This window comes from Ewingella sp. AOP9-I1-14 (assembly GCF_052375995.1).
Classification (GTDB): Bacteria; Pseudomonadota; Gammaproteobacteria; order Enterobacterales; family Enterobacteriaceae; genus Ewingella; species Ewingella allii.
In genome coordinates this window covers 1-26,429 of sequence record NZ_JBQSVA010000017.1, presented here as the reverse complement: position 1 = coordinate 26,429, position 26,429 = coordinate 1, and the positions used below count along the sequence as shown (strand labels likewise).

Here is a 26,429-nt window from a genome sequence, read left to right as displayed (position 1 = left end):
CCGGTCGCCGCTGTTTTTAATCTTTCCGACTCGTTCACTTCGTGATGTTGTTCACGTTGTTCCCTGTCGATGGAGCGGCATTATAGGGATCCCTGTTTTTTCCACAAGCGTTTTTTCGAATAAAATGATCAACTGCGTACTTTTCCACCCTTTCGTTGCGATCTTGCACGAAAAGCTGATTTTCTCTTCGATCCCAGACGCTGTAAGTTTGTAATCCCTTCTTCACGGGCTATATTCCCAAAGGATAAATGTCTTTCTAACGGGGTAATTCATGTCTCACTATCCATTGCGCACCTATCAAGGTGTGGCGCCCACCACAGGGGATCGCGTGATGATTGATCCTTCAAGCGTGGTCATTGGCGAAGTCGATCTGGCTGACGATGTCAGCATCTGGCCATTAGTGGCTATTCGGGGTGACGTAAATAAAGTGGTGATTGGCCGTAGAACCAATGTTCAGGACGGAAGTGTTCTGCACGTCACCCACCGATCCCAACATAATCCGGAGGGCTTCCCCCTTATTATTGGTGAAGATGTCACCGTGGGTCATAAAGCTATGCTGCATGGCTGCAAGATTGGGGATCGGGTTTTGGTCGGCATGGGATCGATTTTGCTCGATGGTGCGATAGTTGAAGATGACGTGATGATTGGCGCGGGGAGTTTGGTCCCCCCAGGCAAAAGACTGGAGAGTGGTTATCTCTATCTAGGCAGCCCGGTGAAGAAGATCAGGGCGCTGAGCGCCGAGGAACTCGAAGGGTTACTTTACTCATCGAATAACTATGTGAAGTGGAAAGATCTTTATCTGAACGATGCTGATCAAAAACAGCTCTTCCCGAAATAAACTCTATATAAGAAGAAACGCCTGAACGTGTTAACGCGAATCAGGCGTTTTGGCATCTAATCAGCCCAGTAAATCCTGCTTGAGTTGCTTGAGGACAGGTTCAATCTCCGGCATAACGCCATGCCAAAGATGGAATGCATGAGCTGCCTGCCCCACCAGCATGCCTAAGCCGTCCGAACAGGTTTGAACGCCATGTTCTTGCGCCCAGGTTATAAAAGGCGTTGGGCCAAGTTGATAGTACATGTCATAGATTCGGGTGTTGGCCGTTAATAAAGAAGAAGGTAAATCTGGGATCTCGCCGTGTATGCCGGAAGCCGTGGCATTGATGATGAGATCAAACTTCTCATTATCCAGACCCTCCATCGGCACAGCGCGGATCTCCCCTTTTCCTTTAAACAGCTCGCTCAAATGTTCTGCACGGCTAAAGGTGCGATTGACCAACGTCACCTTGCAGTTATGGGAAAGCAGCGGAAGGATCACGCCGCGCGCCGCACCACCCGCGCCCACCAGCAGGACGCGATCGTTTTCATGCAACATGTTCAATCGGATAAGATCGCTGAGCATGCCGATGCCGTCGGTGTTGTCGCCCAGCAGCCGCCCATCCTCAAGCTTCTTGAGGGTGTTTACCGCTCCCGCCATTGAAGCCCTTTCGGTCAGTTCATCTGCTTTCGCAAAAGCCTGCTCTTTGAAAGGCGTGGTCACATTCGCTCCTTTCGCCCCCTCGGCAAAGAAAGCGTCAAGATACTCGGCGAACTCGTCACGCGGCGCCAGCACGGTGCCATAAGTATGCTCAATGCCAGTTTGCTCGGCGAAAAGAGCATGAATTCTTGGGGATTTGCTGTGCGCTATTGGATTGCCAAAAACGGCGAAAGAGGGCATCGAAAGATTCCTTAACCTTGACGGAAAAGATGGCCAGTCAGCGCATCTTTGATTTCTGAAGGGTTTTGGCGTCCGCCGACATTGCCTTCCAATACTGGGAAGTCGTCGCCAAACTGTTGTTTAACTTCTTGGGCAAAGCGACAAGGCTCAAGGCCGTTGAGATTCGCACTGGTCGACACCAGAGGTTTGCCAAACCGGCTGCACAGCTCTTTGACCAAAGGATGGTCGGTGACGCGCACGGCGAGTGAAGAGAACTGGCCGGTTAGCCAAGATGGCGTCGTCGCCTTCGCGGGCATCACCCAAGTCACGGGGCCGGGCCACTGGGAAAAAATGGTCTGGCGCTGCTCATCAGTCAGGGTGCTGTCATCTATATAGGGGAGAAGCTGCTGATAGTTATCGGCGATGAGGATCAGCCCTTTCTCGCGCGGACGGCGTTTGAGGCGGAGTAACTCTTCTACTGCGAGCTCGCTATCAGGGTCGCATCCCAGGCCAAAAACGGCCTCTGTCGGGTAAGCAATCACTTGCTGCTGGTTCAGCGCATTTAGGACTTCGGTGAAATTGGTTTCTTTATCGTTATTCATCTTGATCTTTGTTTATGTCGTTTACAGCCTTGCCACATGACTTGCTGGCACAAAAGAGCTTCACTCCCTGAGCCGTTTTCTTTTCCATTAACAGCGGATACTGGCAGTGACTGCATTGCCCGGCGACAGGTTTATTGTTTATCGCAAACTGGCAATCCGGGTAACGGTTGCAGGCGTGAAAGGCTTTGCCGTACCGAGATTTACGCTGCAGAAGGTGGCCCTGTTTGCACTGCGGGCATGACAGACTGGTTTCTTCTGGTTTATCGATAGTCTCAATATGATCACATTCAGGGTAATTACTGCACCCGATGAACATGCCATAACGCCCCTGACGCAACACCATGGTGGATTGGCATTTAGGGCATGACTGACCTTCAAGGACTTTAACAACATGCCCGTCTGCCTGACTTTTTAAAGGACGGATATACTGGCAGGAGGGGTATGTCGAACAACTAAGAAAGGGGCCGTGACGACCACTGCGGATCACCAATACAGCCCCACATTCCGGACATGTTTCATTTTGCTTTTCAGCAAAAAGTGCTGCTTTTGTCATACGTTACGCTTTATCCGTTATCTCTAATGCAGATAACCATCATTAACTTCAAATAGTAACTCTTCCATTTGCTCATAGGCATTTTCATATCCGGGGATATTGAAAAGCACCATTAATACGACCCATTTGAGATCTTCGAGATCAAACTCTTCGGTGTCGAGAGCCATGACACGATCGATAACCATTTCTCTGGTATCGAAATTCAATACTTTTATCTGTTCGAGGAATAACAAGAAACCACGGCAATCGACATCAAGACGCCCCGCCTCTTCATTGGTATAAACACGCAATGCAAAGGGGTCTGCATCCAGTAAGTGCGATGGGGTTTCACCTTCTTGCAGCTCGGCGAGCTTTTCAAGCCAATTTAAAGCATTGTGGATATCGGTCCGATGGAAGCCTGCTTCAGCCAAATCGGCGGTTAACCTATCCTGGTCGACACTCATCTCCGCTTCGTTATGAATGTAAGTTTCAAATAAGTACATTAGTACGTCGAACATGGCCTGCCCTCCTAATTCGGACATAGCCGCCGGGTACAGCTGCGATCCATCCTGCTAACTCCAGTTCGAGTAGTTTACCTACCACGTCTGGCACAGGTTGGCCGGCACGTTCGGCGACGACGTCAACAGGTGTCACCTCATATTCTACGTTAGCCAACACATCAGCAAATGGCAATTCAACTTCGTTGTCTTGAGCATAAATAATCTCTTTTGTTGCAGATTGAACTGCTCCATGAGCAGTTTGTGACGATAAGCCACTTGCCGCCACCGGCAACCAGGTCAGCCCACTGCCAATTTGCTCTGCGATGTCATTGGGTTCAGTGACCAGATAAGCCCCCTGCTTGATAAGCCAGTGAGTCCCCACACTGGTGGCATTCTCTAACGGGCCGGGCAAGGCAAAGACGTCTCGGTCTTGTTCCAACGCATAACGCGCCGTGATGAGAGAGCCGCTACGTAAAGAGGCTTCGACCACCAGCACGCCGGCGCTCATGCCGCTGATAATTCGATTTCGTCGGGGGAAGTTAGCCGGCATCGCTGCAGTGTCAGGCCAGAGTTCTGATATCAGTGCGCCGCCGCTCTCTAGAATGCGATCGGCAAGCCCAAGGTGACTGCGTGGGTGGATCTTCGCCAAGCCGCTTCCCAATACCGCGATGGTGTTTCCTCCCGCCTCTAGCGCGGCGGCATGGCTAATTCCATCAATCCCAAGAGCTAACCCGCTAGTAATAGTAAAACCGCTACTCACTAATCCCGCGGCAAAATACTGCGCCCACTGCTCGCCGTAATCACTGTAGTTACGACTGCCGACCATGGCCAATTGGGGCGTCGCCAATACGGGGAGTTGGCCTTTGACAAACAGCACCGGCGGAGCCGAGGAGATGTGCTTCAGCATCGACGGGTAGTGTGCATCTTGCAGCGTGATGAAATGGTGTGACTCAGCATCTAGCCAGTTTAAAGCTGTAAAAATACGTTGAGATTCAATATTGAAGAAACGCTGGATTTGCTCTTCACTCAGGCCGTAAGAACTGAGCGATTTGGCGTCACACCTGCCATCATCAATAAATGCGTCAACGATCTGACATATTGAGGCAGCATCCAGCCGCTTTATCGCTGACAAACGTAACCACATTTCCCTAAGTGTCACTCGCATCCTCCTTAATAAAGCCAGCTGGCTACTGCTCCAATTGGTAGAGGATGCTGTCAATCAGGACGGGAAATGTCTAGAATAGAGTCTATATATCGTCAATCATTTGAATGAAGATCCAAAAAATTTATGTCCGTATTAAACATCTTACATTTCCCAGACGAGCGTCTTCGCATTACTGCAAAGCCGGTCAAAGAAGTTAACGCCGAAATCCAGCAAATCGTGGATGATATGTTCGAAACCATGTATGCCGAGGAAGGCATCGGTTTGGCCGCCACTCAGGTAGACATCCACCAGCGTATTATCGTTATTGATGTCTCTGAGAACCGCGATGAGCGTTTGGTGCTGATTAACCCTGAGCTGCTGGAACAGAGCGGCGAAACGGGTATCGAGGAAGGCTGCCTGTCGATTCCTGACCAGCGCGCTTTGATTCCTCGCGCTGAGAAGGTAAAAATCCGCGCACTCGATCGCGATGGCAAGAGTTTTGAGCTTGAGGCCGATGACCTGCTGGCTATCTGTATCCAGCATGAAATGGATCACTTAGTCGGTAAGCTTTTCGTGGATTACTTGTCTCCACTGAAACGCCAGCGTATTCGCCAGAAGATGGAAAAAATGGCCAAGCTGAACGCTCGTGCTGACTGATTTTCGTCAATAACAGGAATGAGCTTTGCGCATTATATTTGCAGGAACACCTGACTTTGCAGCGCGTCATCTTGACGCGCTTTTAACATCTGAACATGAGGTGGTTGGGGTCTTTACTCAACCAGACCGCCCTGCTGGCCGTGGTAATAAGCTGACGCCTAGCCCGGTGAAAACGCTGGCTCTCGAGCACGGCATTCCGGTATTCCAACCTAAATCTTTACGCCCGGCAGAGAGCCAACAGCTGGTCGCTGAACTTAATGCGGATGTGATGGTGGTGGTGGCTTATGGGTTAATCCTCCCACAGGCTGTTTTGGATATGCCAAAACTGGGCTGCATCAATGTCCATGGTTCACTGCTGCCGCGCTGGCGCGGTGCCGCGCCGATTCAGCGTTCTTTGTGGGCGGGAGATAGCCAAACTGGCATCACCATCATGCAAATGGACGTTGGGCTGGATACCGGCAATATGCTGCACAAAATCGAATGTGATATTGAGCCGCAAGATACCAGCGCTACGCTGTATAACAAGCTGGCAGAGCTTGGCCCTACCGGTATGATGACGACACTGCAGCAGTTAGCCGAAGGCAGCGCAAAACCCGAAGTTCAGGATGAAGCGTTGGTGACTTATGCCGAAAAGCTGAGCAAAGAGGAAGCGCGTCTGGACTGGGCGCTCTCGGCCAAACAGCTTGAGCGCTGCATCCGCGCTTTCAATCCGTGGCCAATGAGCTATTTCGTCATTGATGAGCAGCCGGTAAAAGTGTGGCAAGCCGAGGCTCTCAGTCAGCAAACCTCAGCCCAGCCGGGCACGATAATTGCTGCTGGAAAAGCCGGGATACAGGTTGCTACTTCTGACGGTATTTTGAATATCTTGCAATTACAGCCGGCAGGCAAGAAAGCAATGTCAGTCCAAGATATCCTTAATTCACGCCGTGAATGGTTTATTGAAGGCAATATTCTCGCCTAATCATTGCCAATCGTACCCGGCTACGCGCCGGGTCATTTCCTTCTAATAAGCTGACCTTTGCAGCCTTTCTGACTATGAAAACAACCTATAATCTCCGCAGCATTGCTGCAAAAGCCATCAGCCAGGTTCTTGATCAAGGCCAGTCTCTTTCTACCGTTTTGCCAGGGTTACAAAAGAATATTTCCGAGAAGGATCGCGGTTTACTGCAAGAGCTGTGCTTCGGGACGCTACGCGTTCTGCCACAGCTTGAATGGTGTTTGCAGCAGCTGATGGCAAAACCGCTCACCGGCAAACAGCGTACTTTGCATTATCTGCTGATGGTCGGGATTTACCAACTGGTCCACACGCGTATTCCTCCACACGCGGCCTTGGCTGAAACAGTCGAAGGCGCCGTGGCGCTGAAACGCCCACAGTTGAAAGGTCTTATTAATGGCGTACTGCGCCAATTCCAGCGCCAACAGGAAGATTTGATTCAGCGAATGGAGAATACCGACAGCCGCTATCTGCACCCTAGCTGGCTACTGAATCGCATTAAGAAGGCTTACCCAGAAAAGTGGGAAGCCATCATTGAAGCCAATAACCAGCGCCCGCCAATGTGGTTACGCGTAAATCGCATCCATCATTCACGCGATGAATATCTGGCTCTGCTGCAAGCCGCCGGCATCGATGCTGCTCCTCACCCTGAATATGCCGATGCCCTGCGGTTGCTAACGCCTTCAGCCGTGTCCGAATTACCCGGTTTTGCCGAGGGTTGGGTAACAGTGCAAGATGCCTCAGCCCAAGGCAGTGTTGATCTTCTTGATCCACAAGATGGCGAGATGATCCTCGATCTGTGCTGCGCGCCGGGCGGGAAAACCACTCATATTCTGGAAGCCGCGCCAAAGGCCCACGTGCTTGCAGTAGATGTGGATAAACAACGGCTGGTTCGGGTAAACGAAAACCTGCAACGGCTGAAATTGCATGCCGAGGTCAAACAGGGCGATGGCCGCGAGCCTCAGTCTTGGGCCGGCGATCGTCAGTTCGACAAGATTTTGCTCGACGCACCATGTTCTGCGACCGGCGTGATTCGCCGCCACCCAGACATCAAGTGGCTGCGCCGTGACAGCGATATTGCCGAGCTGGCAGGTTTGCAGCGCGAAATTCTCGACGCTATTTGGCCACGCTTGAAGCCGAATGGCGTGATGGTCTATGCGACATGCTCGATTTTGCCAGAAGAGAATAGCCAGCAGATTAAAGCATTCCTGCATGACCACCCGGAAGCGCAACTGGTTGAGACTGGTACTTTGGAAAATCCGGGCAGACAGAACTTGCCTCACGCTGAAGATGGCGACGGCTTCTATTACGCTAAACTGATTAAGTCAGCGAAGTAATTCCTAAGCGAGAATGAGCCTCTTATGAAAATTATTATTCTTGGTGCCGGGCAGGTTGGTGGGACACTGGCTGAGAACCTTGTGGGTGAAAACAACGACATCACCGTCGTTGACACCAACATGTCACGCTTGCGCCAGCTTCAGGATAAGTTCGACCTGCGGGTGGTTCAGGGATATGGCTCGCACCCAAGAGTGCTGCGCGAAGCCGGTGCAGAAGATGCCGATATGCTGGTTGCGGTGACTAACTCCGACGAGACCAACATGGTAGCTTGTCAAATCGCCTATTCACTTTTCAACACGCCAAACCGAATCGCGCGCATTCGTTCTTCTGAATATATTCGTGAATCAGAAAAGCTCTTCAAGCCCGAAGCCGTGCCAATTGACCACCTTATCTCCCCTGAGCAGCTGGTTATCGATTACATCTATAAGCTGATTGAGTATCCGGGCGCACTGCAGGTGGTTAACTTTGCCGAAGGTAAAGTCAGCATCGCGGCGGTTAAAGCCTATTACGGCGGCCCATTAGTAGGCAGTGCCCTGTCATCCATGCGCGAGCATATGCCGCACATCGAGACGCGCGTTGCCGCTATCTTCCGCCAAGACCGGCCTATTCGGCCACAAGGCTCAACCATTATTGAAGCAGGTGATGAGGTTTTCTTCGTTGCGGCGTCGCAGCATATTCGCGCCGTAATGAGCGAGCTTCAACGTCTCGAGAAGCCTTATAAACGCATCATGATCGTTGGCGGCGGTAATGTCGGCGCAGGCCTAGCCCAGCGTTTAGAGAAGAATTACAGCGTAAAGCTTATTGAGCGCAATCAGCAAAGGGCCGCTGAGTTAGCCGAAATCTTGCAAGATACCATCGTGTTTTACGGCGACGCCTCGGACCAAGAGCTGCTCGCAGAAGAGCATATCGAGCAGGTCGACGTATTTATCGCCATCACCAATGATGATGAGGCGAACATCATGTCGGCCATGCTGGCCAAACGTATGGGTGCCAAAAAGGCCATGGTGCTTATCCAGCGCGGAGCTTATGTCGATTTAGTGCAGGGCAGCGTGATTGATATCGCTATTTCCCCACAGCAAGCGACCATCTCGGCACTGCTTGGTCACGTGCGCAAAGCGGATATCGTCAGCGTCTCCTCTCTTCGCCGCGGCGTGGCGGAAGCCATCGAAGCCATTGCTCACGGTGATGAAAGCACTTCACGCGTTGTTGGCAGAACTGTTGAACAGATCAAGCTGCCGCCTGGTACCACCATCGGTGCTATCGTCAGGGGTAATGAAGTTATTATCGCCAACGGTGCGAGCCGGATTCAGCAAGGTGACCACGTGATTATGTTCATCACTGATAAGAAATTCGTGCGTGACGTCGAGAGACTGTTCCAGCCAAGTCCATTTTTCTTATAAAATGCCACAGGTGTTTGAATATTTATCAATGAATTGGAATCAATTCTTCAACTTTTGTAGCGCGGACGCAACAAATGGTCTTTACTTTGTTTGACACAAAGTATCGACTTGCCAAGGGGATGTTTTATGAGTTTTATGAAAGAGTTTCGTGAATTTGCCATGCGTGGCAACGTTGTTGATCTTGCAGTCGGTGTGATCATCGGTGCAGCTTTCGGCAAAATTGTGTCGTCGCTGGTCGCAGATATTATTATGCCACCATTGGGCCTGTTAATCGGCGGGGTGGATTTCAAGCAGTTTGAATGGGTTATACGCGAGGCTCAGGGTACAGTACCTGCGGTTGTCATGAAGTATGGCGTGTTTATTCAAAACATTTTTGACTTCGTGATTGTTGCTCTGGCTATCTTCTGTGCAGTCAAGTTGATGAACAAAATGCGTCGCAAAGAAGAAGCCGCGCCAGCTGAACCACCAAAACCAACGGCAGAAGAAACCCTGCTGACAGAAATCCGCGATTTGTTGAAACAACAACAAACGCCAAGATTGTAAAATCAGACTTCTCATAATTAAAAAAGCCATCATCAGATGGCTTTTTTAATGCTAGAAGGACAGTGCTAAGAACCCGAATAAATGCTTAGCACTGCCCTCCTGATAACCCTTCTTGCCGTTTTTCTCTTTTCTACGATAACTGCCTTTACCTTTGAGACTCTTTTCAACTCGTTGCCTGAACAGCGGATCATGCAGCAGTGCTTGAATCGCGTTGTCCTGAATGACGCCTTTCTGATGCTTATAATTACTCATGTTACCCTCATAATTAACTTTATTGACTCGATATAATATTGGAGCAGCAAACTTATTTCCCTTTAATCGCCCCTGCCTCTAGCGCCTCAAGAATAGAGCAACTCGCGCTGGAATGCGAAGAGCCACAGCACGCTTTGCTTAGGCGCGTCAGTGAATCCTTCATTCGCTCTAATTCACTCAGCTTTGCTTCCACTTCTGCCAGTCTACTATCAACAATAGACTTGGATTCCTGACAAGTATGATGCGCCGGATCGATTCGCAAAGAAAGTAGCTCCTTGATAGCCTCCAGCGTAAAACCTGTGGTTTTGGCATAACGAATGAAGCGCAGGCGCTGCAAATCGCGATGATTATATTGGCGATAGCCGGAATCGCTTCTTTCGCCACATTCCATCATTCCCTGCTTTTCATAGTAGCGAACCGTGTCTGTGGACACGTCTGCTAACTTAGCAAGCTCACCTATCTTATACATGCTACTTACCTCGCAATCTTTCAAGCAGCGGATTTTGATAATCACCGCGTAAGAAGTCGGTATTCTGACCAGCCTGCTGCAACCTTAGTTCAAGCAATTTTACTCTCTTCTCTAACTCAGTAAACCTGGCGTCGTCTGCGGTCAGAGTTTGCAGTAAGGTATTTAGCTCCAGAGCTTCCTTTCTGTCCTGCAGTTCGGGCGGCAAGAAACCAGAGTTCTTCAGAATTCGATATGCCATTCTCAGTTCAAGCGGCACGTCACTGTCATCATCAAGAAGCAGGGGGCTCCCGGCGCCGGGCAGATTATCCAATTCACCTTTATTTATAGCTTCCGCAATTTTTTGCTCAGCCATAGCATCACCAAGAAACATAATCTCTCCCGTTAGCGAAGTAATGTGTATGAGAAAAGGATAACGGCTGGATAGGAAAAAGTTAGAGAAAAGATGCTTTCAAAAGAAGGTGAGAAACTGCAGGCGTAAAAAAACCGGGCAAGTGCCCGGTTTTTTCATGCATCTACAGATTATTCAGCAGTTGCTACTTCTGCTTGTGACTCTGCACGATCAACGAGCTCGATGTATGCCATCGGCGCATTGTCGCCTGCACGGAAACCACACTTAAGAATACGAGTGTAACCACCGGCACGGCTCGCGAAACGCGGGCCCAGTTCATTAAACAGTTTTGCCACGATCTCGTTATCACGAGTACGGGCGAATGCCAGACGACGATTTGCAACGTTGTCGGTCTTGGCAAGAGTAATCAGCGGCTCAACAACGCGACGCAGCTCTTTCGCTTTCGGCAGGGTCGTCTTGATGATTTCATGACGAACCAAAGAGCCGGCCATGTTACGGAACATAGCCTGTCTGTGGCTGCTGTTACGGTTCAGTTGACGACCACTCTTACGATGGCGCATGACCTTATCCTTCTCAGTAAAACCTTAACCTGTGATCCGGTTACTCGTCAGCGATGCTTGCTGGTGGCCAGTTTTCTAGGCGCATGCCCAGAGACAAACCACGGGAAGCAAGCACATCTTTAATCTCAGTAAGAGATTTTTTACCAAGGTTAGGCGTTTTAAGTAGCTCAACCTCAGTGCGCTGTACCAGATCACCGATGTAGTGGATTGCTTCTGCTTTGAGGCAGTTAGCAGAGCGGACAGTCAATTCCAGATCGTCAACAGGGCGCAACAAGATTGGATCGAACTCTGGCTTCTCTTCTTTAACTTCCGGCTGACGTACATCACGTAAATCAACGAAAGCTTCAAGTTGTTCAGCAAGAATGGTTGCCGCACGACGGATCGCCTCTTCAGGATCGATCGTACCGTTGGTTTCCATTTCGATAACCAGCTTGTCCAAATCGGTGCGCTGTTCTACACGCGCTGCTTCAACATTGTAGGCAATACGCTCTACAGGGCTGTAGCATGCATCTACTAACAGACGACCAATTGGGCGCTCATCTTCTTCCGAATGAATTCGGGCAGACGCCGGCACATAACCACGACCGCGCTGAACTTTGATACGCATGCTAATTGCAGCGTTCTCATCGGTCAGGTGGCAGATAACGTGTTGCGGCTTGACGATTTCGACATCACCATCATGGGTAATGTCGGCTGCAGTCACAGGGCCAATGCCAGACTTATTCAGGGTAAGAATAACTTCATCTTTCCCTTGAACTCTCACCGCCAGCCCTTTCAGGTTGAGCAGGATCTCCAGGATATCTTCCTGTACGCCTTCTTTGGTGCTGTACTCATGCAGTACACCATCAATCTCAACCTCGGTCACCGCGCAACCCGGCATGGATGAAAGCAGAATACGGCGCAGTGCGTTGCCTAAAGTATGGCCAAAGCCACGTTCTAAAGGCTCAAGGGTCACCTTGGCGTGCGTCGAACTGACTTGCTCGATATCTACCAGGCGCGGTTTTAGAAACTCTGTCACAGAACCCTGCATTGTGTCCTCTCTTTGGTACTAAGCTTTACTTAGAGTAAAGCTCGACGATCAGGTGTTCGTTAATGTCAGCAGACAGATCAGTACGCTCAGGCTTACGCTTGAACACACCTTCCATCTTCGCAGCATCAACTTCAAGCCAAGTCGGCTTTTCACGCTGTTCAGCCAACTCCAAAGCGGCCTTAACGCGAGATTGCTTTTTAGCTTTCTCACGGATGCTGACAACGTCATTCGGAGATACCTGATAAGAAGCGATGTTAACAACGCGACCGTTTACCATAATAGCTTTGTGGCTAACTAACTGGCGAGATTCCGCACGAGTAGCGCCGAAGCCCATACGATAAACAACGTTGTCTAAACGCCCTTCAAGTAGTTGCAACAGGTTTTCACCGGTGTTGCCTTTCAGGCGAGCAGCTTCTTTATAATAGTTACGGAATTGACGCTCTAAGATGCCATAGATACGGCGAACTTTTTGCTTTTCACGCAACTGCACACCATAGTCAGATAGACGCGGTTTACGCGCACCATGCTGACCAGGAGCTTGTTCAATTTTACACTTGGTATCGATCGCTCGAACGCCAGATTTAAGGAATAAATCTGTGCCCTCACGACGGCTAAGCTTGAGCTTAGGACCCAAATATCTTGCCATTTTCTCTCTCCAACAATCCTAAAAGCAGCGTTATACGCGACGCTTTTTCGGCGGACGACAACCGTTATGAGGGATAGGAGTCACATCAGTAATATTAGTGATGCGGAAACCAGCCGCGTTTAACGCGCGGATAGTAGACTCACGACCAGGACCAGGTCCTTTAACCATAACTTCCAGATTCTTGATACCGTATTCTTTCACTGCGTCAGCGCAGCGCTCTGCTGCAACCTGAGCTGCGAACGGAGTGGATTTACGAGAACCACGGAAACCGGAACCACCAGCTGTTGCCCAACCCAAAGCATTACCCTGACGATCGGTAATGGTTACAATGGTGTTGTTGAAAGAAGCATGGATATGAGCCACGCCGTCAGAGACTTGTTTTCTTACACGTTTACGTGTACGAACAGGTGCCTTTGCCATTTATTCAATCACCCCGATTATTTCTTGATCGGTTTACGCGGACCCTTACGGGTACGTGCGTTAGTCTTAGTACGCTGACCGCGCACTGGAAGACCACGACGATGACGCAAACCACGATAAGTCCCAAGGTCCATAAGACGCTTGATGCTCAGGGTGACTTCACGACGCAGATCACCTTCAACAATGAACTTGGCAACTTCGTCACGCAGCTTTTCGATTTGCTCTTCAGACAGCTCACTGATCTTAACATTTTCAGCAATACCAGACGCTGCACAGATAGCCTGTGAACGGGTTTTACCGATGCCGTAGATCGAAGTTAATGCGATCACGGTATGTTTTTGATCAGGAATGTTAATGCCTGCTATACGGGCCACTATGCACTCCTACTATTTATATACGGCAACACCATTCTGAAAAGCCCGTTTTCAGGATACTCAAATAATGTTGCAGCTTACATACAAAAGATTGGCTGGCTAATCTAGCCAGCTCAACCCAACTTTGCAAGAAAAATATGCGAGATAATCAGCCTTGACGCTGTTTATGCTTCGGCTCGGCGCTGCAGATTACGCGAACGATACCGTTACGCTTAACGATTTTGCAGTTACGACATAATTTCTTGACGGAAGCACGAACTTTCATTTTTACTCTCCGTAACTTCGCAAACGCACCAGATTAGCGGTTATAGCCTTTCAGGTTTGCTTTCTTCAATGCAGACTCGTACTGACTTGACATCATCAGAGTTTGCACTTGAGCCATAAAGTCCATAATGACAACAACTACGATTAGTAGTGAGGTACCACCAAAGTAGAATGGCACTTTCATTGCGTCACGCATGAACTCCGGGATAAGGCAGATGAAAGTAATATACATCGCACCAATTAAGGTTAAACGAGTCATTACTTTATCGATGTACTTCGCCGTTTGCTCTCCCGGACGAATTCCTGGTACAAATGCACCGGACTTCTTCAGGTTATCTGCTGTCTCGCGAGGGTTGAAAACCAACGCAGTGTAAAAGAAACAGAAGAAGATGATTGCAGTCGCATAGAGTAACACATAAAGCGGTTGCCCAGGCTGCAAATACAGCGAAATCGTAGTCAGCCAGTTCCAACCAGTCCCGCCCCCAAACCATGATGCAATCGTGGCAGGGAACAGAATAATGCTGGAAGCGAAGATCGCTGGGATAACCCCGGCCATATTCACTTTCAACGGTAAGTGCGTGCTCTGTGCTGCATAAACACGACGACCCTGTTGACGTTTAGCATAGTTAACAACGATACGACGTTGACCACGCTCTACGAACACAACAAAGAAAGTCACTGCAAACACTAAAACTGCAACCAACAGCAACAGGAGGAAGTGCAGGTCGCCTTGCCGAGCTTGTTCGATAGTATGAGCTACTGCCGGTGGCAGACCTGCTACGATACCCGCGAAGATTATGATTGAGATACCGTTACCGATACCGCGTTCAGTAATCTGTTCACCTAACCACATCAGGAACATTGTCCCGGTAACTAAGCTAACAACAGCAGTAAAGTAGAAGGCAAAGCCTGGGTTTAATACCAGGCCTTGCATACCAGGCATGTTCGGTAAACCGGTAGCAATACCGATTGACTGAAACACAGCTAATACCAGCGTACCGTAGCGGGTGTACTGGCTAATCTTACGACGGCCAGCCTCCCCTTCTTTCTTTATCTCTGCTAACGCTGGATGAACCACCGTCAGCAGCTGGATAATAATCGATGCCGAAATGTACGGCATGATACCCAATGCAAAGATAGAAGCACGGCTGAGAGCACCACCAGAGAACATGTTAAACATTTCAATGATGGTGCCTCTTTGCTGCTCGAGCAATTTGGCAAGTACAGTGGCATCAATACCAGGGATCGGAATAAAAGAGCCGATACGGAAAACGATCAACGCACCGATAACAAACAAAAGTCTGCGCTTCAGTTCGCCTAGTCCACCCTTGGCACTTTGGAAATCTAACCCCGGTTGCTTAGCCATCTGCTACTTATTCCTCAATTTTACCGCCAGCAGCTTCGATAGCAGCACGAGCGCCTTTGGTGACACGCAAACCACGCAGAGTTACCGCACGACCAACTTCGCCAGAAAGAATAACTTTCGCGAACTCGATCTGGATACCAACTACGTTAGCGGCTTTCAGCGTGCTCAGGTCGATTACGTCGCCTTCTACAAGAGCAAGTTCAGACAGACGAACTTCTGCCGTTATCATTGCTTTGCGAGAGGTGAAGCCGAATTTCGGCAAACGACGGTATAAAGGCATCTGACCACCTTCAAAACCACGACGTACGCCACCACCAGAACGTGAGTTCTGACCTTTGTGACCACGACCGCCGGTTTTACCCAGGCCAGAACCAATACCACGACCTACACGCTTCGGCGCTTGTTTGGCACCTTCAGCCGGAGACAGAGTATTTAAACGCATCTCTTACTCCTCAACCTTAACCATGTAGGAAACCAGGTTGATCATACCGCGTACAGCAGGAGTATCCTCACGCTCTACAGTATGACCAATACGACGCAGACCTAAGCCTAACAGCGTTGCCTTGTGTTTCGGCAAGCGGCCAATAGAGCTGCGAGTTTGTGTTACTTTAATAGTCTTTGCCATGGTTAATTACCCCAGAATTTCTTCAACGGATTTACCACGCTTGGCAGCGACCATTTGTGGGGATTTCATATTTGCCAGAGCGTCGATAGTTGCACGAACCACGTTGATCGGGTTTGTAGAACCATAAGCTTTAGCCAATACGTTATGCACCCCAGCGACTTCCAGGACGGCACGCATTGCACCACCGGCGATAATACCGGTACCTTCGGAAGCCGGCTGCATGAACACACGGGAACCCGTATGAGCACCTTTAACTGGGTGCTGCAGGGTGCCGCTGTTCAGCGCGACATTCATCATGTTGCGACGGGCTTTTTCCATCGCTTTCTGGATCGCTGCCGGAACTTCGCGTGCTTTGCCGTAGCCAAAACCAACGCGACCGTTACCATCACCAACTACTGTCAGTGCGGTAAAGCTGAAGATACGGCCACCTTTTACGGTTTTAGATACGCGGTTTACCGCGATCAGCTTTTCCTGCAGTTCGCCAGCTTGTTTTTCGATGTGAGCCATCTTAAACCTCTTCCTTAGAACTGAAGGCCAGCTTCACGGGCAGCATCTGCCAGTGCCTGGACTCGACCATGATATTGGAAACCGGAACGGTCAAAGGATACTTTCGTGATCCCTTTTTCCAATGCGCGTTCTGCGATAGCTTTACCTACAGCAGTGGCAGCATCTTTGTTGCCGGTATACTTCAGTTGCTCAGTAATAGTTTTTTCTACAGTTGATGCAGCAACTAATACTTCAGAACCGTTTGGTGCGATAACCTGTGCGTAAATATGACGCGGGGTACGATGTACCACCAGACGTGTCGCACCCAATTCTTTGAGCTTGCGGCGTGCGCGGGTCGCACGACGGATACGAGCAGATTTCTTATCCATAGTGTTACCTTACTTCTTCTTAGCCTCTTTGGTACGCACGACTTCGTCGGCGTAACGGACACCCTTGCCTTTATAAGGCTCAGGACGACGGTAGGCACGTAAATCTGCTGCAACCTGACCGATAACTTGTTTATCAGCGCCTTTCAGCACGATTTCAGTTTGGGTCGGACATTCAGCAGTGATGCCTTCCGGCAGCTGGTGATCTACTGGGTGAGAGAAGCCTAAAGCTAAATTCACCACATTGCCTTTAACGGCAGCACGATAACCAACGCCAACCAATTGAAGCTTTTTAGTGAAGCCGTCGGTAACACCAACAACCATTGCATTCAACAGTGCACGAGTTGTACCCGCTTGGGCCCAACCGTCAACAAAACCTTCACGTGGAGCGAAAGTGATGGTGTTTTCTTCCTGTTTAACTACAACGGCGTCATGGATAGTACGTGACAGCTCGCCGTTTTTACCCTTAATCGTAATAACCTGACCGTTGAGTTTTACCTCTACGCCGGCAGGAATGACGACGGGTGCTTTTGCAACACGAGACATTCTTTCCTCCCGATTAAGCTACGTAGCAGATAATCTCGCCACCAAGACCAGCCTGGCGAGCTGCACGATCAGTCATAACACCTTTAGAGGTAGAAATAACAGCGATACCCATACCGGCCATAACTTTTGGCAGCTCATCTTTTTTCTTATAGATGCGCAGACCTGGACGGCTGATACGTTGAATGCTTTCTACCACTGCCTTGCCCTGGAAGTACTTCAGTACTAATTCCAGTTCAGGTTTGGCGTCGCCTTCGATTTTAAATTCTTCAATATAACCTTCTTCCTTCAGCACGTTGGCAATTGCCACTTTCAGCTTGGAGGAAGGCATGGTGACCGCAACTTTGTTCGCGGCTTGACCGTTACGGATACGGGTCAGCATATCCGCGATCGGATCTTGCATGCTCATCTGTCTTTACTCCCGTGATTCAATTGGTGAAAATTACCAGCTAGCCTTTTTAAGACCCGGAATTTCACCGCGCATAGCGGCTTCACGGACCTTAATACGGCTCAACCCGAACTTCCGCAGGAAAGCATGCGGACGACCAGTTTGACGGCAGCGGTTACGCTGACGAGACGGGCTGGAATCACGCGGCAGAGACTGCAGCTTAAGAACCGCATCCCAACGATCTTCGTCGGAAGAGTTCACACCAGAGATAATAGCTTTCAATTCCTCGCGTTTAGCGCGGTATTTGTCAGCCAGTTTCACGCGAACGACTTCGCGTGCTTTCATGGATTGCTTAGCCATTAGTAACCCTGCCTTACTTGCGGAACGGGAAGTTAAAGGCAGCCAGCAGAGCGCGGCCTTCATCATCGGATTTCGCAGTAGTGGTGATAGTAATATCTAAACCACGAACGCGATCGACTTTATCATAATCGATTTCCGGGAAGATGATCTGTTCACGCACGCCCATGCTGTAGTTACCACGACCATCGAAAGACTTAGCGGACAAGCCGCGGAAGTCACGAATACGTGGAACAGCAATAGAGACCAGACGCTCAAAGAACTCCCACATGCGTTCGCCACGCAGAGTTACTTTACAGCCGATCGGATAGCCCTGACGGATTTTGAAGCCTGCAACTGATTTGCGTGCTTTGGTGATCAACGGTTTTTGACCGGAGATTGCTGCCAGGTCAGCTGCTGCATTATCCAGCAGTTTCTTGTCAGCGATCGCTTCACCTACACCCATGTTCAGGGTGATCTTCTCGACCCGAGGGACTTGCATGACAGAATTGTAACCAAACTCAGTCATGAGTTTTTTTACGACATCGTCTTTGTAGTAATCATGCAGTTTCGCCATCGTACTACTCCAAATTACTTGATAGTTTCGCTATTAGACTTGAAGAAACGGACTTTTTTGCCGTCTTCGAATCTAAAGCCTACACGGTCAGCCTTACCGGTTGCCGCGTTGAAGATAGCAACGTTAGAAACCTGAATTGCAGCTTCTTTTTCAACGATGCCGCCTGGTTGGTTCAGAGCCGGTACAGGCTTCTGATGTTTTTTAACCAGGTTGATACCTTCAACAATGACCTTACCAGAAGACAGGACATTTTTTACTTTACCGCGCTTACCTTTATCTTTGCCGGTAAGCAGGATAACTTCGTCATCACGACGGATTTTCGCTGCCATGGTTCGCTCCTTAGAGTACTTCTGGTGCCAGAGAGATAATTTTCATGAACTTCTCATTACGCAGTTCACGAGTTACCGGCCCAAAAATACGCGTGCCGATTGGCTGCTCGCTGTTATTGTTTAAAATAACGCATGCATTACCATCGAAGCGAATGACAGAACCGTCCGGGCGACGAACACCCTTCTTGGTGCGCACCACTACCGCCTTCAGCACATCGCCTTTCTTCACCTTACCGCGAGGAATTGCTTCCTTGATGGTAATTTTGATGATGTCGCCGACGCCTGCGTAGCGACGGTGCGAGCCACCTAGAACCTTGATACACATTACGCGACGTGCACCGGAGTTGTCGGCCACGGTCAGCATAGTCTGTTCTTGGATCATGTTAGTGCTCCGCTAATGTCAACTACAACTTTAGGACCCAGGAATAGGTCGTTAAGAAATCCCCATAAATGAGGGCGCGGCATTATAACACCGGTTCCAGATTATGGGTAGAAAAAATAAACGGCCCACAGTTATGAGCCGTTTATCTATTTTTGAGACGACGAGTCTATTACAGAATCGCTTTCTCTACAACGCGAACCAGTGTCCAAGACTTAGTCTTAGACAGCGGACGGCATTCGCTAATTTCAACGACGTCGCCGATACCGCATTCGTTGTTCTCGTCATGTACGTGCAGCTTAGTCGTACGCTTGATGAATTTACCGTAGATTGGGTGTTTCACAAAACGTTCAATCGCAACAACGATGGATTTCTCCATTTTGTCACTGATAACACGACCTTGCAGAGTACGGATCTTGTCACTCATTACGCACCCGCCTTTTCAGTCAGTAAAGTCTTCACACGTGCAACATCACGACGCACTTGTTTCAACAGGTGTGTTTGCTGCAACTGGCCACTTGCCGTTTGCATGCGCAGGTTAAACTGCTCACGCAAAAGGTTAAGAAGCTCAGTGTTCAGCTCTTCCACGCTTTTTTCGCGCAGCTCTTGTGCTTTCATTACATCACCGTCTTAGTTACAAAGGTGGTTTTGATAGGCAGTTTGGCTGCTGCCAGCTGGAAGGCTTCACGAGCCAGCTCTTCAGGCACACCGTCCATTTCGTACAGGACTTTACCAGGCTGGATCAAGGCAACCCAATACTCTACGTTACCTTTACCTTTACCCATACGAACTTCCAGTGGCTTCTCGGTGATCGGTTTGTCCGGGAATACACGGATCCAGATCTTACCTTGACGCTTAACTGCACGGGTCATCGCACGACGTGCTGCTTCAATTTGACGAGCAGTCAGACGACCACGGCCAACAGCTTTCAGACCGTAAGTGCCGAAGCTCACATCCGTACCTTGCGCAAGACCACGGTTGCGGCCTTTGTGCACCTTACGGAATTTTGTACGCTTTGGTTGTAACATCAGCGACTCTCCTTACTTGCGGCCTTTACGCTGCTGCTTTTTAGGTTGAGCAGCCGGTTCCGGTTGTTCAACTGCAGCCATACCACCCAGGATCTCACCTTTGAAGATCCATACCTTAACGCCGATTACACCATAAGTGGTGTGCGCTTCAGATGTGTTGTAATCGATATCCGCACGCAGAGTGTGCAACGGAACACGACCTTCACGGTACCATTCAGTACGCGCGATTTCAGCACCGCCAAGACGGCCGCTTACTTCAACTTTGATACCTTTAGCGCCAAGACGCATTGCGTTCTGTACAGCACGCTTCATAGCACGACGGAACATAACGCGACGTTCCAGCTGTGAAGTGATGCTGTCAGCAACCAATTTAGCGTCAAGTTCCGGCTTGCGGACTTCGGCGATGTTAATTTGCGCAGGAACGCCAGCGATATCCGCTACGACCTTACGCAGTTTTTCGACATCTTCACCTTTCTTGCCGATAACGATGCCAGGACGAGCGGTGTGAATAGTCACACGGATGCTCTTCGCTGGACGCTCGATAACGATGCGAGAAACGGAAGCTTTCGACAATTCTTTAGTCAAGAACTGGCGAACTTTAAAGTCGCTGTCCAGGTTGTCAGCGAATTCTTTGGTATTTGCATACCAAGTAGAGTTCCAAGGTTTGACAATACCTAGTCGAATACCATTAGGATGTACTTTCTGACCCATTGCTAGTCTCCAGAGTCTCAGCGATCGGACACAACCACAGTAATGTGGCTGGTGCGCTTCAGAATGCGATCTGCACGACCTTTAGCACGCGGCATAATGCGCTTCATGCTTGGGCCTTCGTCTACGAAAATCTTCGTGACTTTCAGATCATCGATGTCAGCGCCATCGTTGTGTTCTGCGTTAGCAATGGCAGACTCTAGTACCTTCTTAACCAAACCAGCAGCTTTCTTGTTGGTGTAGGCCAAAGTTTCCAGAGCTTGCGACACTTTCTTACCGCGGATCAGGTCAGCAACAAGGCGAACCTTCTGAGCAGAAGAACGAGCGTGGCGATGTTTAGCGATAGTTTCCATCTCTTCCTCCTACCTTAGCGCTTTTTAGCTTTTTTATCAGCCGCATGGCCGCGATAAGTACGAGTCGGCGCGAATTCACCCAGTTTGTGACCGACCATTTCGTCGGAAACAAATACTGGTACGTGCTGACGACCATTATGGACAGCGATGGTCAAACCGATCATGTTAGGAAAGATCGTTGAACGACGGGACCAAGTGCGCAAAGGCTTCTTGTCACCGCTTTCCACCGCTTTCTCTACCTTCTTCAGCAAGTGCAGGTCAATAAAAGGACCTTTCTTGAGAGAACGTGGCATGGCTTATCCTCTAATTATTTTTTGCTACGGCGACGTACAATGAATTTATCAGTACGCTTGTTGCTACGGGTCTTCTTACCTTTGGTCTGAACGCCCCACGGGGTTACCGGGTGCTTACCAAAGTTACGACCTTCACCACCACCGTGTGGGTGATCGACTGGGTTCATCGCAGTACCGCGAACGGTAGGACGAATACCACGCCAACGTGCAGCACCTGCTTTACCCAGAACGCGAAGCATATGTTCAGCGTTACCGACTTCACCTAAGGTGGCGCGGCAATCAACTTGAACTTTACGCATTTCGCCAGAGCGCAGACGCAGAGTTACGTAGGAACCGTCACGTGCAACGATCTGAACGTAGGCACCAGCAGAACGAGCCATCTGGCCACCCTTACCTGGTTTCATTTCTACGTTATGAACCGTTGAACCTACTGGGATGTTGCGCATAGGCAGGGCGTTACCTGTCTTAATTGCTGCATCAACGCCAGATTGGATCTGGTCACCCACTTTCAGGCCTTTCGGCGCCAGGATATAACGGCGTTCGCCGTCTTTGTACAGAACCAGAGCGATATTCGCTGAACGGTTCGGATCGTACTCCAGACGCTCAACCACTGCTGCGATACCGTCTTTGTTGCGTTTGAAGTCAACCAGACGATAATGCTGCTTGTGGCCACCACCGATATGACGGGTGGTGATACGGCCATTGTTGTTACGACCACCGCTTTTGCTCAGTTTTTCAAGCAGCGGGGCATAAGGTTTACCCTTGTGCAACTCCTGGTTAACCACTTTAACAACATGGCGGCGGCCCGGAGATGTAGGTTTACATTTAACAATTGCCATTGTTCAAACTCCTCCGACTTACTCTGCGCCGCTGATGAAGTCCAGATTCTGGCCTTCTTTCAGGGTAACGTAAGCTTTTTTCCAGTCGCTACGACGACCAACACGCTGACCGTGACGCTTCACTTTGCCTTTAACAAGCAGGGTGTTAACGTCTTCGACTTCGACTTCAAACAGTTTCTTAACCGCAGCTTTGATTTCTGCTTTAGTCGCGTCTTTGGCAACTTTGAGAACGATGGTGTTGTTCTTTTCCATCGCAGTAGAAGCTTTTTCAGAAACGTGCGGCGCGCGCAGCACTTTCAGCAGACGTTCTTCACGAATCATGCCAGCATCTCCTCAACTTGCTTCACCGCGTCAGAAGTCATAACGACTTTGTCGAAGGCGATCAGGCTTACTGGATCGATACCTGCTACATCACGAACATCAACCTTGTACAGGTTGCGTGCGGCCAGGAACAGGTTCTCGTCGACTTCGCCAGTTACAATCAGCACGTCTTCCAGAGCCATGTCTTTCAGTTTCTGTGCCAGCAGCTTAGTTTTAGGCGCTTCTACAGAGAACTGCTCGACTACGATCAAGCGATCTTGACGTACCAGTTCGGACAGAATGCTTTTCAGCGCGCCGCGGTACATCTTTTTATTTACTTTTTGACTGTGGTCCTGTGGCTTTGCAGCGAAGGTAACACCACCGGAACGCCAGATTGGGCTCTTTACAGAACCTGCTCGCGCACGGCCAGTACCTTTCTGACGCCATGGTTTTTTACCGGAACCAGTTACTTCAGCACGGGTCTTCTGAGCGCGAGTACCTTGACGGGCACCTGCTGCATACGCAACAACGACCTGGTGTACCAGCGCTTCATTGAAATCACGCCCGAAGGTAGTTTCGGAAACAGTCAGCGCGCTTTGCGCGTCTTTCACTACTAATTCCATTCCTATCTCCTCGACGTTAAGCCTTAACAGCAGGTTTAACGATCAGGTTGCCACCGGTAGCACCCGGAACAGCACCCTTGACCAGCAGCAGGTTGCGCTCAGCGTCAACACGTACTACGTCCAGGCTTTGAACGGTTACACGCTCGTTACCCAGTTGGCCTGCCATTTTCTTGCCTTTGAACACTTTGCCCGGAGTCTGGTTCTGACCGATAGAACCCGGAACACGGTGAGACAAGGAGTTACCGTGGGTAGCGTCTTGGGTACGGAAATTCCAGCGCTTAACTGTGCCAGCAAAACCTTTACCTTTAGAAGTACCGGTAACATCTACTTTCTTAACGTCTGCGAAAATTTCAACGCTAATGTCCTGACCTGCAGTAAATTCTTCACCTTCTGCAAGGCGGAATTCCCACAGACCGCGGCCAGCTTCTACGCCAGCTTTAGCGAAGTGACCCGCTTCTGGTTTAGTTACACGGTTAGCTTTTTTGCTACCAGTAGTAACTTGCACAGCACGGTAACCGTCGTTGTCCAGGTCTTTGACCTGAGTAACGCGGTTTGCTTCAATTTCGATAACGGTTACTGGGATAGAAACACCATCTTCTGTGAAGATACGTGTCATACCCACTTTCTTACCGACTAAACCAATCATTGTTTCAACCTCTCAATCGCTCAATGACCCTGATTAACCCAGGCTGATCTGCACGTCTACACCAGCAGCCAGATCCAGACGCATCAGAGCATCAACGGTTTTCTCGGTTGGCTCAACGATGTCAACCAGACGCTTGTGAGTGCGAATCTCATACTGATCGCGCGCATCTTTATTGACGTGCGGAGAAATCAGAATGGTAAAGCGCTCTTTGCGGGTCGGCAGCGGGATTGGACCACGAACTTGCGCACCAGTGCGCTTCGCAGTCTCAACGATTTCCGCAGTTGATTGATCGATCAAACGATGATCAAACGCTTTCAGGCGGATACGGATTCTTTGGTTCTGCATGAGACCAGAGCTCCAATTATTTTAAACGTAAATAATTACTCCTCAAACCCATTTCGATTGATGGGAGAGTGTAATCGTTCTTCATATAACCCCCATATCGGGAGTATTGTTTGATTAGCGGTACAGCATTGCTAATCAACTAATCCTTATCGAATTAGGCTTACCAAGATTAGGTAAGCCCGCGCATTATACGTAAATAGAGGTAGGAAGCAACCAATACGGCAAACAAAATGCTTTTATTTTGCACTCATCACTTTCCAGCACTGATCGCAGAACGGCTTTTTAAGCCCTTCAAAAGACAAAAACCTCTCGTCCCCTCCCCCTCTCTGCTGATAACTTGCGCTGAAGGATTAGCCAGCAATCGGCTTAGATACCCTTCATGGAGGAAGGCAAAATGGATGAATGGCAGTTACTTGGTGGTGCTGTAATATCGCAGGGTTGGTTTTACCACAGCGGCATCACTCTCTTCGGGCTGCTTGCCGGCAGCTTTCTCAATGTGGTGGTTTACCGTATCCCTTTGATTATTGCTCGAGCGGAAAGAATTACCACACACAGATTTAATCTTTCTTTCCCTTCTTCCCATTGCCCTGCCTGCCAACACACTTTGCGGTGTTGGCATAACGTTCCGCTGCTCAGTTGGTTGGTTTTGAAAGGGAGATGCCACTACTGTCAGAGTAAGATCCCTGGCTTTTACCCTTTTAATGAAGGTCTGTGCGCCCTAGGCTTTTTAGCACTTTCTTTCATGCTCTCAACCCCAGCGGCTTTATGCGCCGCACTTATCTTGTTTTGGTTTCTGTTGGCGCTGAGCCTGATTGACCTTGCCACATCCTTGCTGCCGGATAGCCTGACATTGCATCTACTGTGGGCAGGTTTGCTGGTCAATTCATTCTTAGGCAACGTGGCGCTGCAAGATGCAGTTTATGGCGCGGTGGCCGGATACTTGTCTTTATGGTTTTTATACTGGGGAGTCAAAATAGTCACAGGTAAGGAAGGGATGGGATATGGTGACTTCAAGCTGCTTGCGGCACTGGGCGTCTGGGTTGGCTGGCAAATGTTGCCGCACCTATGCATTTTGGCTGCGTTGACGGGAATGGTGTTCGCACTGGTAAGCAAAAGGAGAAATCATATGACTAAGCAAATTCCGTTCGGCCCGAGCTTAGCCTCTGCGGGGCTTATTGTGTATATCAGCCAGCAGAGTGACTCTGTCTGGCTGACGTTCTAATAAAGCACATCGCTATTTCTGTGATTCTTCTTTGAGTTGAGACTGAAGGTAGTTTTGGATCCCCACGCGCCCAATGAGTTCGAGCTCGGTTTCAATCCAATCAATGTGATGTTCTTCGTCAGCGAGGATGTTAATCATCAAATCACGGCTAACGTAGTCGTGGACTGTATCGGCGTAGGCGATTGCCTCACGCAGGTCTTTGGCCCCGTCGAGCTCAAGCAATAAATCTGACTTCAGCATCTCCTCAACATCTTCCCCGATATTGAGTTTGCCGAGATCTTGCAAATTAGGAATGCCTTCCAAGAAGAGAATGCGCTCGATATAGAGGTCCGCATGCTTCATCTCATCAATTGACTCATGGTATTCGATGCCATTGAGTCTCATCAGACCCCAGTTTTTAAACATTCGGGCGTGCAAAAAATACTGATTGATTGCAACCAGTTCATTTCCAAGAAGTTTATTGAGGTGTGCAATGACTTTTTTATCGCCTTTCATAGGTAACTCCTCCGTTCCGGTATCTAAAGCGTAGATCCGGTTCAGAGTAAGTCAAAGAAAAGGCTTACATTTGGCGAGGTATTTTTAAGCGATATTGTCGAATTGTGGAATCTGCTGCAATTCGTCTTCCATTATCTGGCGCGCGACGCGGATACATTTACCGCACTGCGTACCTACCGGAACAAAACTTCTAAGCTGCTGGAACGTTTGGGGCTGATAGCGACGAACTGCCTGACGGATTGTTTTATCACTAACGCTATTACATAAACACACGTACATAGAAACCACACATCGAACAAAACCTGAGCTAACTGTAAATGAGAATCGTTATTACTGCAACACTCAGGCATAAAAAAAGGGTGCCGAAGCACCCTCTTTTCTATTGCAGAAAT

At 49.4% G+C, this 26,429-nt stretch carries 46 protein-coding genes; 8 read left to right on the top strand and 38 right to left on the bottom strand.

The window, feature by feature from the left end; all coding sequences use genetic code 11:
* Positions 1–214, top strand: a 214-nt coding sequence (locus tag ACT3RT_RS22530) for a hypothetical protein (protein WP_496201101.1), incomplete at its 5' end; no start/stop codon positions are given.
* Between the two features lie 57 nt (positions 215–271).
* Positions 272–838 carry a gamma carbonic anhydrase family protein gene (locus ACT3RT_RS22525; protein WP_485904232.1) on the top strand — a complete coding sequence of 189 codons (567 nt, stop codon included), beginning with the start codon at positions 272–274 and terminating at the stop codon, positions 836–838.
* 60 nt (positions 839–898) lie between these two features.
* On the opposite strand, the gene aroE is transcribed toward ACT3RT_RS22525, so the two are convergent.
* Genes aroE through dprA form a run of 5 tightly spaced genes read right to left on the bottom strand, consistent with a single transcriptional unit; the run spans position 899 to position 4,489 of the window.
* Positions 899–1,717 carry a shikimate dehydrogenase gene (aroE, locus tag ACT3RT_RS22520; RefSeq protein WP_353503540.1) on the bottom strand — a complete coding sequence of 273 codons (819 nt, stop codon included), beginning with the start codon at positions 1,715–1,717 and terminating at the stop codon, positions 899–901.
* Between the two features lie 11 nt (positions 1,718–1,728).
* Entirely contained in the window at positions 1,729–2,298 is a 570-nt protein-coding gene (gene tsaC / locus ACT3RT_RS22515; RefSeq protein WP_485904229.1) for an L-threonylcarbamoyladenylate synthase type 1 TsaC, read from the bottom strand.
* Positions 2,291–2,851: a DNA topoisomerase family protein gene (locus ACT3RT_RS22510; protein WP_485904228.1), complete on the bottom strand. Its 561-nt coding sequence runs from the start codon at positions 2,849–2,851 to the stop codon at positions 2,291–2,293. Before ACT3RT_RS22510 ends, tsaC begins: the two co-directional genes overlap by 8 nt.
* A 23-nt stretch (positions 2,852–2,874) precedes the next feature.
* Positions 2,875–3,348, bottom strand: a complete 474-nt coding sequence (locus tag ACT3RT_RS22505; RefSeq protein ID WP_034793645.1) for a DUF494 family protein — start codon at positions 3,346–3,348, stop codon at positions 2,875–2,877.
* Positions 3,320–4,489, bottom strand: a complete 1,170-nt coding sequence (gene dprA / locus ACT3RT_RS22500; RefSeq protein WP_353503543.1) for a DNA-protecting protein DprA — start codon at positions 4,487–4,489, stop codon at positions 3,320–3,322. The genes ACT3RT_RS22505 and dprA overlap by 29 nt, the downstream gene beginning before the upstream one ends.
* Positions 4,490–4,618: 129 nt before the next feature.
* Between dprA and def the strand changes: the two genes are divergently transcribed.
* The 5 genes from def to mscL all read left to right on the top strand — a co-directional run bounded on the left by def (position 4,619) and on the right by mscL (position 9,406).
* Positions 4,619–5,131, top strand: a complete 513-nt coding sequence (gene def / locus ACT3RT_RS22495) for a peptide deformylase (protein WP_034793647.1) — start codon at positions 4,619–4,621, stop codon at positions 5,129–5,131.
* Between the two features lie 25 nt (positions 5,132–5,156).
* A complete protein-coding gene (gene fmt / locus ACT3RT_RS22490) occupies positions 5,157–6,092 on the top strand; it encodes a methionyl-tRNA formyltransferase (protein WP_485904223.1) in 936 nt (311 codons plus the stop codon).
* Between the two features lie 74 nt (positions 6,093–6,166).
* On the top strand, positions 6,167–7,462 hold the full coding sequence (rsmB, locus tag ACT3RT_RS22485; protein WP_496203765.1) for a 16S rRNA (cytosine(967)-C(5))-methyltransferase RsmB: 1,296 nt from the start codon (positions 6,167–6,169) through the stop codon (positions 7,460–7,462).
* Positions 7,463–7,486: 24 nt separating this feature from the next.
* Positions 7,487–8,863 (top strand): Trk system potassium transporter TrkA, encoded by a 1,377-nt coding sequence (gene trkA, locus ACT3RT_RS22480; protein WP_034793653.1) that lies wholly within the window; start codon positions 7,487–7,489, stop codon positions 8,861–8,863.
* 126 nt (positions 8,864–8,989) lie between these two features.
* A complete protein-coding gene (gene mscL, locus ACT3RT_RS22475) occupies positions 8,990–9,406 on the top strand; it encodes a large-conductance mechanosensitive channel protein MscL (RefSeq protein ID WP_034793655.1) in 417 nt (138 codons plus the stop codon).
* Between the two features lie 51 nt (positions 9,407–9,457).
* Here mscL and ACT3RT_RS22470 read toward each other — a convergent pair whose 3' ends face one another.
* The 31 genes from ACT3RT_RS22470 to rpsJ form a co-directional block, all read right to left on the bottom strand.
* A complete protein-coding gene (locus ACT3RT_RS22470) occupies positions 9,458–9,658 on the bottom strand; it encodes an alternative ribosome-rescue factor A (protein ID WP_353503546.1) in 201 nt (66 codons plus the stop codon).
* 52 nt (positions 9,659–9,710) lie between these two features.
* Positions 9,711–10,127: a Zn(2+)-responsive transcriptional regulator gene (zntR, locus tag ACT3RT_RS22465; RefSeq protein ID WP_496203764.1), complete on the bottom strand. Its 417-nt coding sequence runs from the start codon at positions 10,125–10,127 to the stop codon at positions 9,711–9,713.
* Between the two features lies 1 nt (position 10,128).
* Complete coding sequence (locus ACT3RT_RS22460; protein WP_396132822.1) at positions 10,129–10,497, bottom strand: DnaJ family domain-containing protein; 369 nt, start codon at positions 10,495–10,497, stop codon at positions 10,129–10,131.
* A gap of 149 nt (positions 10,498–10,646) precedes the next feature.
* Entirely contained in the window at positions 10,647–11,036 is a 390-nt protein-coding gene (gene rplQ, locus ACT3RT_RS22455; RefSeq protein ID WP_034793661.1) for a 50S ribosomal protein L17, read from the bottom strand.
* A 40-nt stretch (positions 11,037–11,076) separates the two neighbouring features.
* Complete coding sequence (locus ACT3RT_RS22450; protein WP_002919219.1) at positions 11,077–12,066, bottom strand: DNA-directed RNA polymerase subunit alpha; 990 nt, start codon at positions 12,064–12,066, stop codon at positions 11,077–11,079.
* Between the two features lie 25 nt (positions 12,067–12,091).
* Positions 12,092–12,712 (bottom strand): 30S ribosomal protein S4, encoded by a 621-nt coding sequence (gene rpsD, locus ACT3RT_RS22445; RefSeq protein ID WP_034793662.1) that lies wholly within the window; start codon positions 12,710–12,712, stop codon positions 12,092–12,094.
* Between the two features lie 30 nt (positions 12,713–12,742).
* Positions 12,743–13,132, bottom strand: a complete 390-nt coding sequence (rpsK, locus tag ACT3RT_RS22440) for a 30S ribosomal protein S11 (protein ID WP_004929731.1) — start codon at positions 13,130–13,132, stop codon at positions 12,743–12,745.
* A gap of 17 nt (positions 13,133–13,149) precedes the next feature.
* On the bottom strand, positions 13,150–13,506 hold the full coding sequence (gene rpsM / locus ACT3RT_RS22435; protein ID WP_034793665.1) for a 30S ribosomal protein S13: 357 nt from the start codon (positions 13,504–13,506) through the stop codon (positions 13,150–13,152).
* A gap of 148 nt (positions 13,507–13,654) precedes the next feature.
* Positions 13,655–13,771, bottom strand: coding sequence for a 50S ribosomal protein L36 (gene rpmJ / locus ACT3RT_RS22430; protein WP_012768118.1), 117 nt, complete (start codon positions 13,769–13,771; stop codon positions 13,655–13,657).
* A gap of 33 nt (positions 13,772–13,804) precedes the next feature.
* A complete protein-coding gene (secY, locus tag ACT3RT_RS22425) occupies positions 13,805–15,136 on the bottom strand; it encodes a preprotein translocase subunit SecY (protein ID WP_034793668.1) in 1,332 nt (443 codons plus the stop codon).
* A gap of 7 nt (positions 15,137–15,143) precedes the next feature.
* Positions 15,144–15,578 (bottom strand): 50S ribosomal protein L15, encoded by a 435-nt coding sequence (gene rplO, locus ACT3RT_RS22420; protein WP_034793669.1) that lies wholly within the window; start codon positions 15,576–15,578, stop codon positions 15,144–15,146.
* 3 nt (positions 15,579–15,581) lie between these two features.
* A complete protein-coding gene (rpmD, locus tag ACT3RT_RS22415; protein ID WP_013573701.1) occupies positions 15,582–15,761 on the bottom strand; it encodes a 50S ribosomal protein L30 in 180 nt (59 codons plus the stop codon).
* 6 nt (positions 15,762–15,767) lie between these two features.
* Positions 15,768–16,268 (bottom strand): 30S ribosomal protein S5, encoded by a 501-nt coding sequence (rpsE, locus tag ACT3RT_RS22410; protein WP_013573700.1) that lies wholly within the window; start codon positions 16,266–16,268, stop codon positions 15,768–15,770.
* Between the two features lie 14 nt (positions 16,269–16,282).
* On the bottom strand, positions 16,283–16,636 hold the full coding sequence (rplR, locus tag ACT3RT_RS22405) for a 50S ribosomal protein L18 (protein ID WP_034793671.1): 354 nt from the start codon (positions 16,634–16,636) through the stop codon (positions 16,283–16,285).
* Between the two features lie 9 nt (positions 16,637–16,645).
* A complete protein-coding gene (gene rplF / locus ACT3RT_RS22400; protein ID WP_353503549.1) occupies positions 16,646–17,179 on the bottom strand; it encodes a 50S ribosomal protein L6 in 534 nt (177 codons plus the stop codon).
* 13 nt (positions 17,180–17,192) lie between these two features.
* Positions 17,193–17,585 (bottom strand): 30S ribosomal protein S8, encoded by a 393-nt coding sequence (rpsH, locus tag ACT3RT_RS22395; RefSeq protein WP_013573697.1) that lies wholly within the window; start codon positions 17,583–17,585, stop codon positions 17,193–17,195.
* Positions 17,586–17,618: 33 nt separating this feature from the next.
* Positions 17,619–17,924, bottom strand: coding sequence for a 30S ribosomal protein S14 (gene rpsN / locus ACT3RT_RS22390; RefSeq protein ID WP_013573696.1), 306 nt, complete (start codon positions 17,922–17,924; stop codon positions 17,619–17,621).
* Between the two features lie 13 nt (positions 17,925–17,937).
* Positions 17,938–18,477: a 50S ribosomal protein L5 gene (gene rplE, locus ACT3RT_RS22385; RefSeq protein ID WP_034793676.1), complete on the bottom strand. Its 540-nt coding sequence runs from the start codon at positions 18,475–18,477 to the stop codon at positions 17,938–17,940.
* A 14-nt stretch (positions 18,478–18,491) separates the two neighbouring features.
* The gene (gene rplX / locus ACT3RT_RS22380; protein WP_034793679.1) at positions 18,492–18,806 is read right to left on the bottom strand and encodes a 50S ribosomal protein L24; all 315 of its coding nucleotides are present in this window, start codon (positions 18,804–18,806) and stop codon (positions 18,492–18,494) included.
* Positions 18,807–18,816: 10 nt separating this feature from the next.
* Positions 18,817–19,188, bottom strand: a complete 372-nt coding sequence (gene rplN / locus ACT3RT_RS22375; RefSeq protein ID WP_008457164.1) for a 50S ribosomal protein L14 — start codon at positions 19,186–19,188, stop codon at positions 18,817–18,819.
* A 169-nt stretch (positions 19,189–19,357) separates the two neighbouring features.
* The gene (gene rpsQ, locus ACT3RT_RS22370) at positions 19,358–19,612 is read right to left on the bottom strand and encodes a 30S ribosomal protein S17 (RefSeq protein WP_009639185.1); all 255 of its coding nucleotides are present in this window, start codon (positions 19,610–19,612) and stop codon (positions 19,358–19,360) included.
* Positions 19,612–19,803 (bottom strand): 50S ribosomal protein L29, encoded by a 192-nt coding sequence (rpmC, locus tag ACT3RT_RS22365; RefSeq protein ID WP_013573692.1) that lies wholly within the window; start codon positions 19,801–19,803, stop codon positions 19,612–19,614. Before rpmC ends, rpsQ begins: the two co-directional genes overlap by 1 nt.
* Positions 19,803–20,213: a 50S ribosomal protein L16 gene (gene rplP / locus ACT3RT_RS22360; protein ID WP_009639183.1), complete on the bottom strand. Its 411-nt coding sequence runs from the start codon at positions 20,211–20,213 to the stop codon at positions 19,803–19,805. The genes rpmC and rplP overlap by 1 nt, the downstream gene beginning before the upstream one ends.
* Before the next feature lie 12 nt (positions 20,214–20,225).
* A complete protein-coding gene (gene rpsC / locus ACT3RT_RS22355; protein ID WP_004929766.1) occupies positions 20,226–20,924 on the bottom strand; it encodes a 30S ribosomal protein S3 in 699 nt (232 codons plus the stop codon).
* 17 nt (positions 20,925–20,941) lie between these two features.
* Positions 20,942–21,274, bottom strand: coding sequence for a 50S ribosomal protein L22 (gene rplV, locus ACT3RT_RS22350; RefSeq protein WP_004391423.1), 333 nt, complete (start codon positions 21,272–21,274; stop codon positions 20,942–20,944).
* A 14-nt stretch (positions 21,275–21,288) separates the two neighbouring features.
* On the bottom strand, positions 21,289–21,567 hold the full coding sequence (rpsS, locus tag ACT3RT_RS22345; RefSeq protein ID WP_004929772.1) for a 30S ribosomal protein S19: 279 nt from the start codon (positions 21,565–21,567) through the stop codon (positions 21,289–21,291).
* Between the two features lie 14 nt (positions 21,568–21,581).
* The gene (gene rplB / locus ACT3RT_RS22340; RefSeq protein ID WP_034793690.1) at positions 21,582–22,406 is read right to left on the bottom strand and encodes a 50S ribosomal protein L2; all 825 of its coding nucleotides are present in this window, start codon (positions 22,404–22,406) and stop codon (positions 21,582–21,584) included.
* A gap of 18 nt (positions 22,407–22,424) precedes the next feature.
* Positions 22,425–22,727: a 50S ribosomal protein L23 gene (gene rplW / locus ACT3RT_RS22335; RefSeq protein ID WP_034793691.1), complete on the bottom strand. Its 303-nt coding sequence runs from the start codon at positions 22,725–22,727 to the stop codon at positions 22,425–22,427.
* On the bottom strand, positions 22,724–23,329 hold the full coding sequence (gene rplD, locus ACT3RT_RS22330) for a 50S ribosomal protein L4 (RefSeq protein WP_353503550.1): 606 nt from the start codon (positions 23,327–23,329) through the stop codon (positions 22,724–22,726). Before rplD ends, rplW begins: the two co-directional genes overlap by 4 nt.
* Positions 23,330–23,345: 16 nt before the next feature.
* Positions 23,346–23,975: a 50S ribosomal protein L3 gene (gene rplC / locus ACT3RT_RS22325; RefSeq protein ID WP_353503551.1), complete on the bottom strand. Its 630-nt coding sequence runs from the start codon at positions 23,973–23,975 to the stop codon at positions 23,346–23,348.
* A gap of 33 nt (positions 23,976–24,008) precedes the next feature.
* Positions 24,009–24,320, bottom strand: a complete 312-nt coding sequence (gene rpsJ / locus ACT3RT_RS22320) for a 30S ribosomal protein S10 (RefSeq protein WP_009639175.1) — start codon at positions 24,318–24,320, stop codon at positions 24,009–24,011.
* A gap of 394 nt (positions 24,321–24,714) precedes the next feature.
* On the opposite strand from rpsJ, the gene ACT3RT_RS22315 reads away from it, so the two are divergent.
* Positions 24,715–25,542, top strand: coding sequence for a prepilin peptidase (locus ACT3RT_RS22315; RefSeq protein WP_496203763.1), 828 nt, complete (start codon positions 24,715–24,717; stop codon positions 25,540–25,542).
* Between the two features lie 12 nt (positions 25,543–25,554).
* Here ACT3RT_RS22315 and bfr read toward each other — a convergent pair whose 3' ends face one another.
* Positions 25,555–26,037: a bacterioferritin gene (gene bfr / locus ACT3RT_RS22310; protein ID WP_353503553.1), complete on the bottom strand. Its 483-nt coding sequence runs from the start codon at positions 26,035–26,037 to the stop codon at positions 25,555–25,557.
* A gap of 84 nt (positions 26,038–26,121) precedes the next feature.
* Positions 26,122–26,316 (bottom strand): bacterioferritin-associated ferredoxin, encoded by a 195-nt coding sequence (gene bfd, locus ACT3RT_RS22305; RefSeq protein WP_353503554.1) that lies wholly within the window; start codon positions 26,314–26,316, stop codon positions 26,122–26,124.
* Positions 26,317–26,429 lie beyond the last annotated feature (113 nt).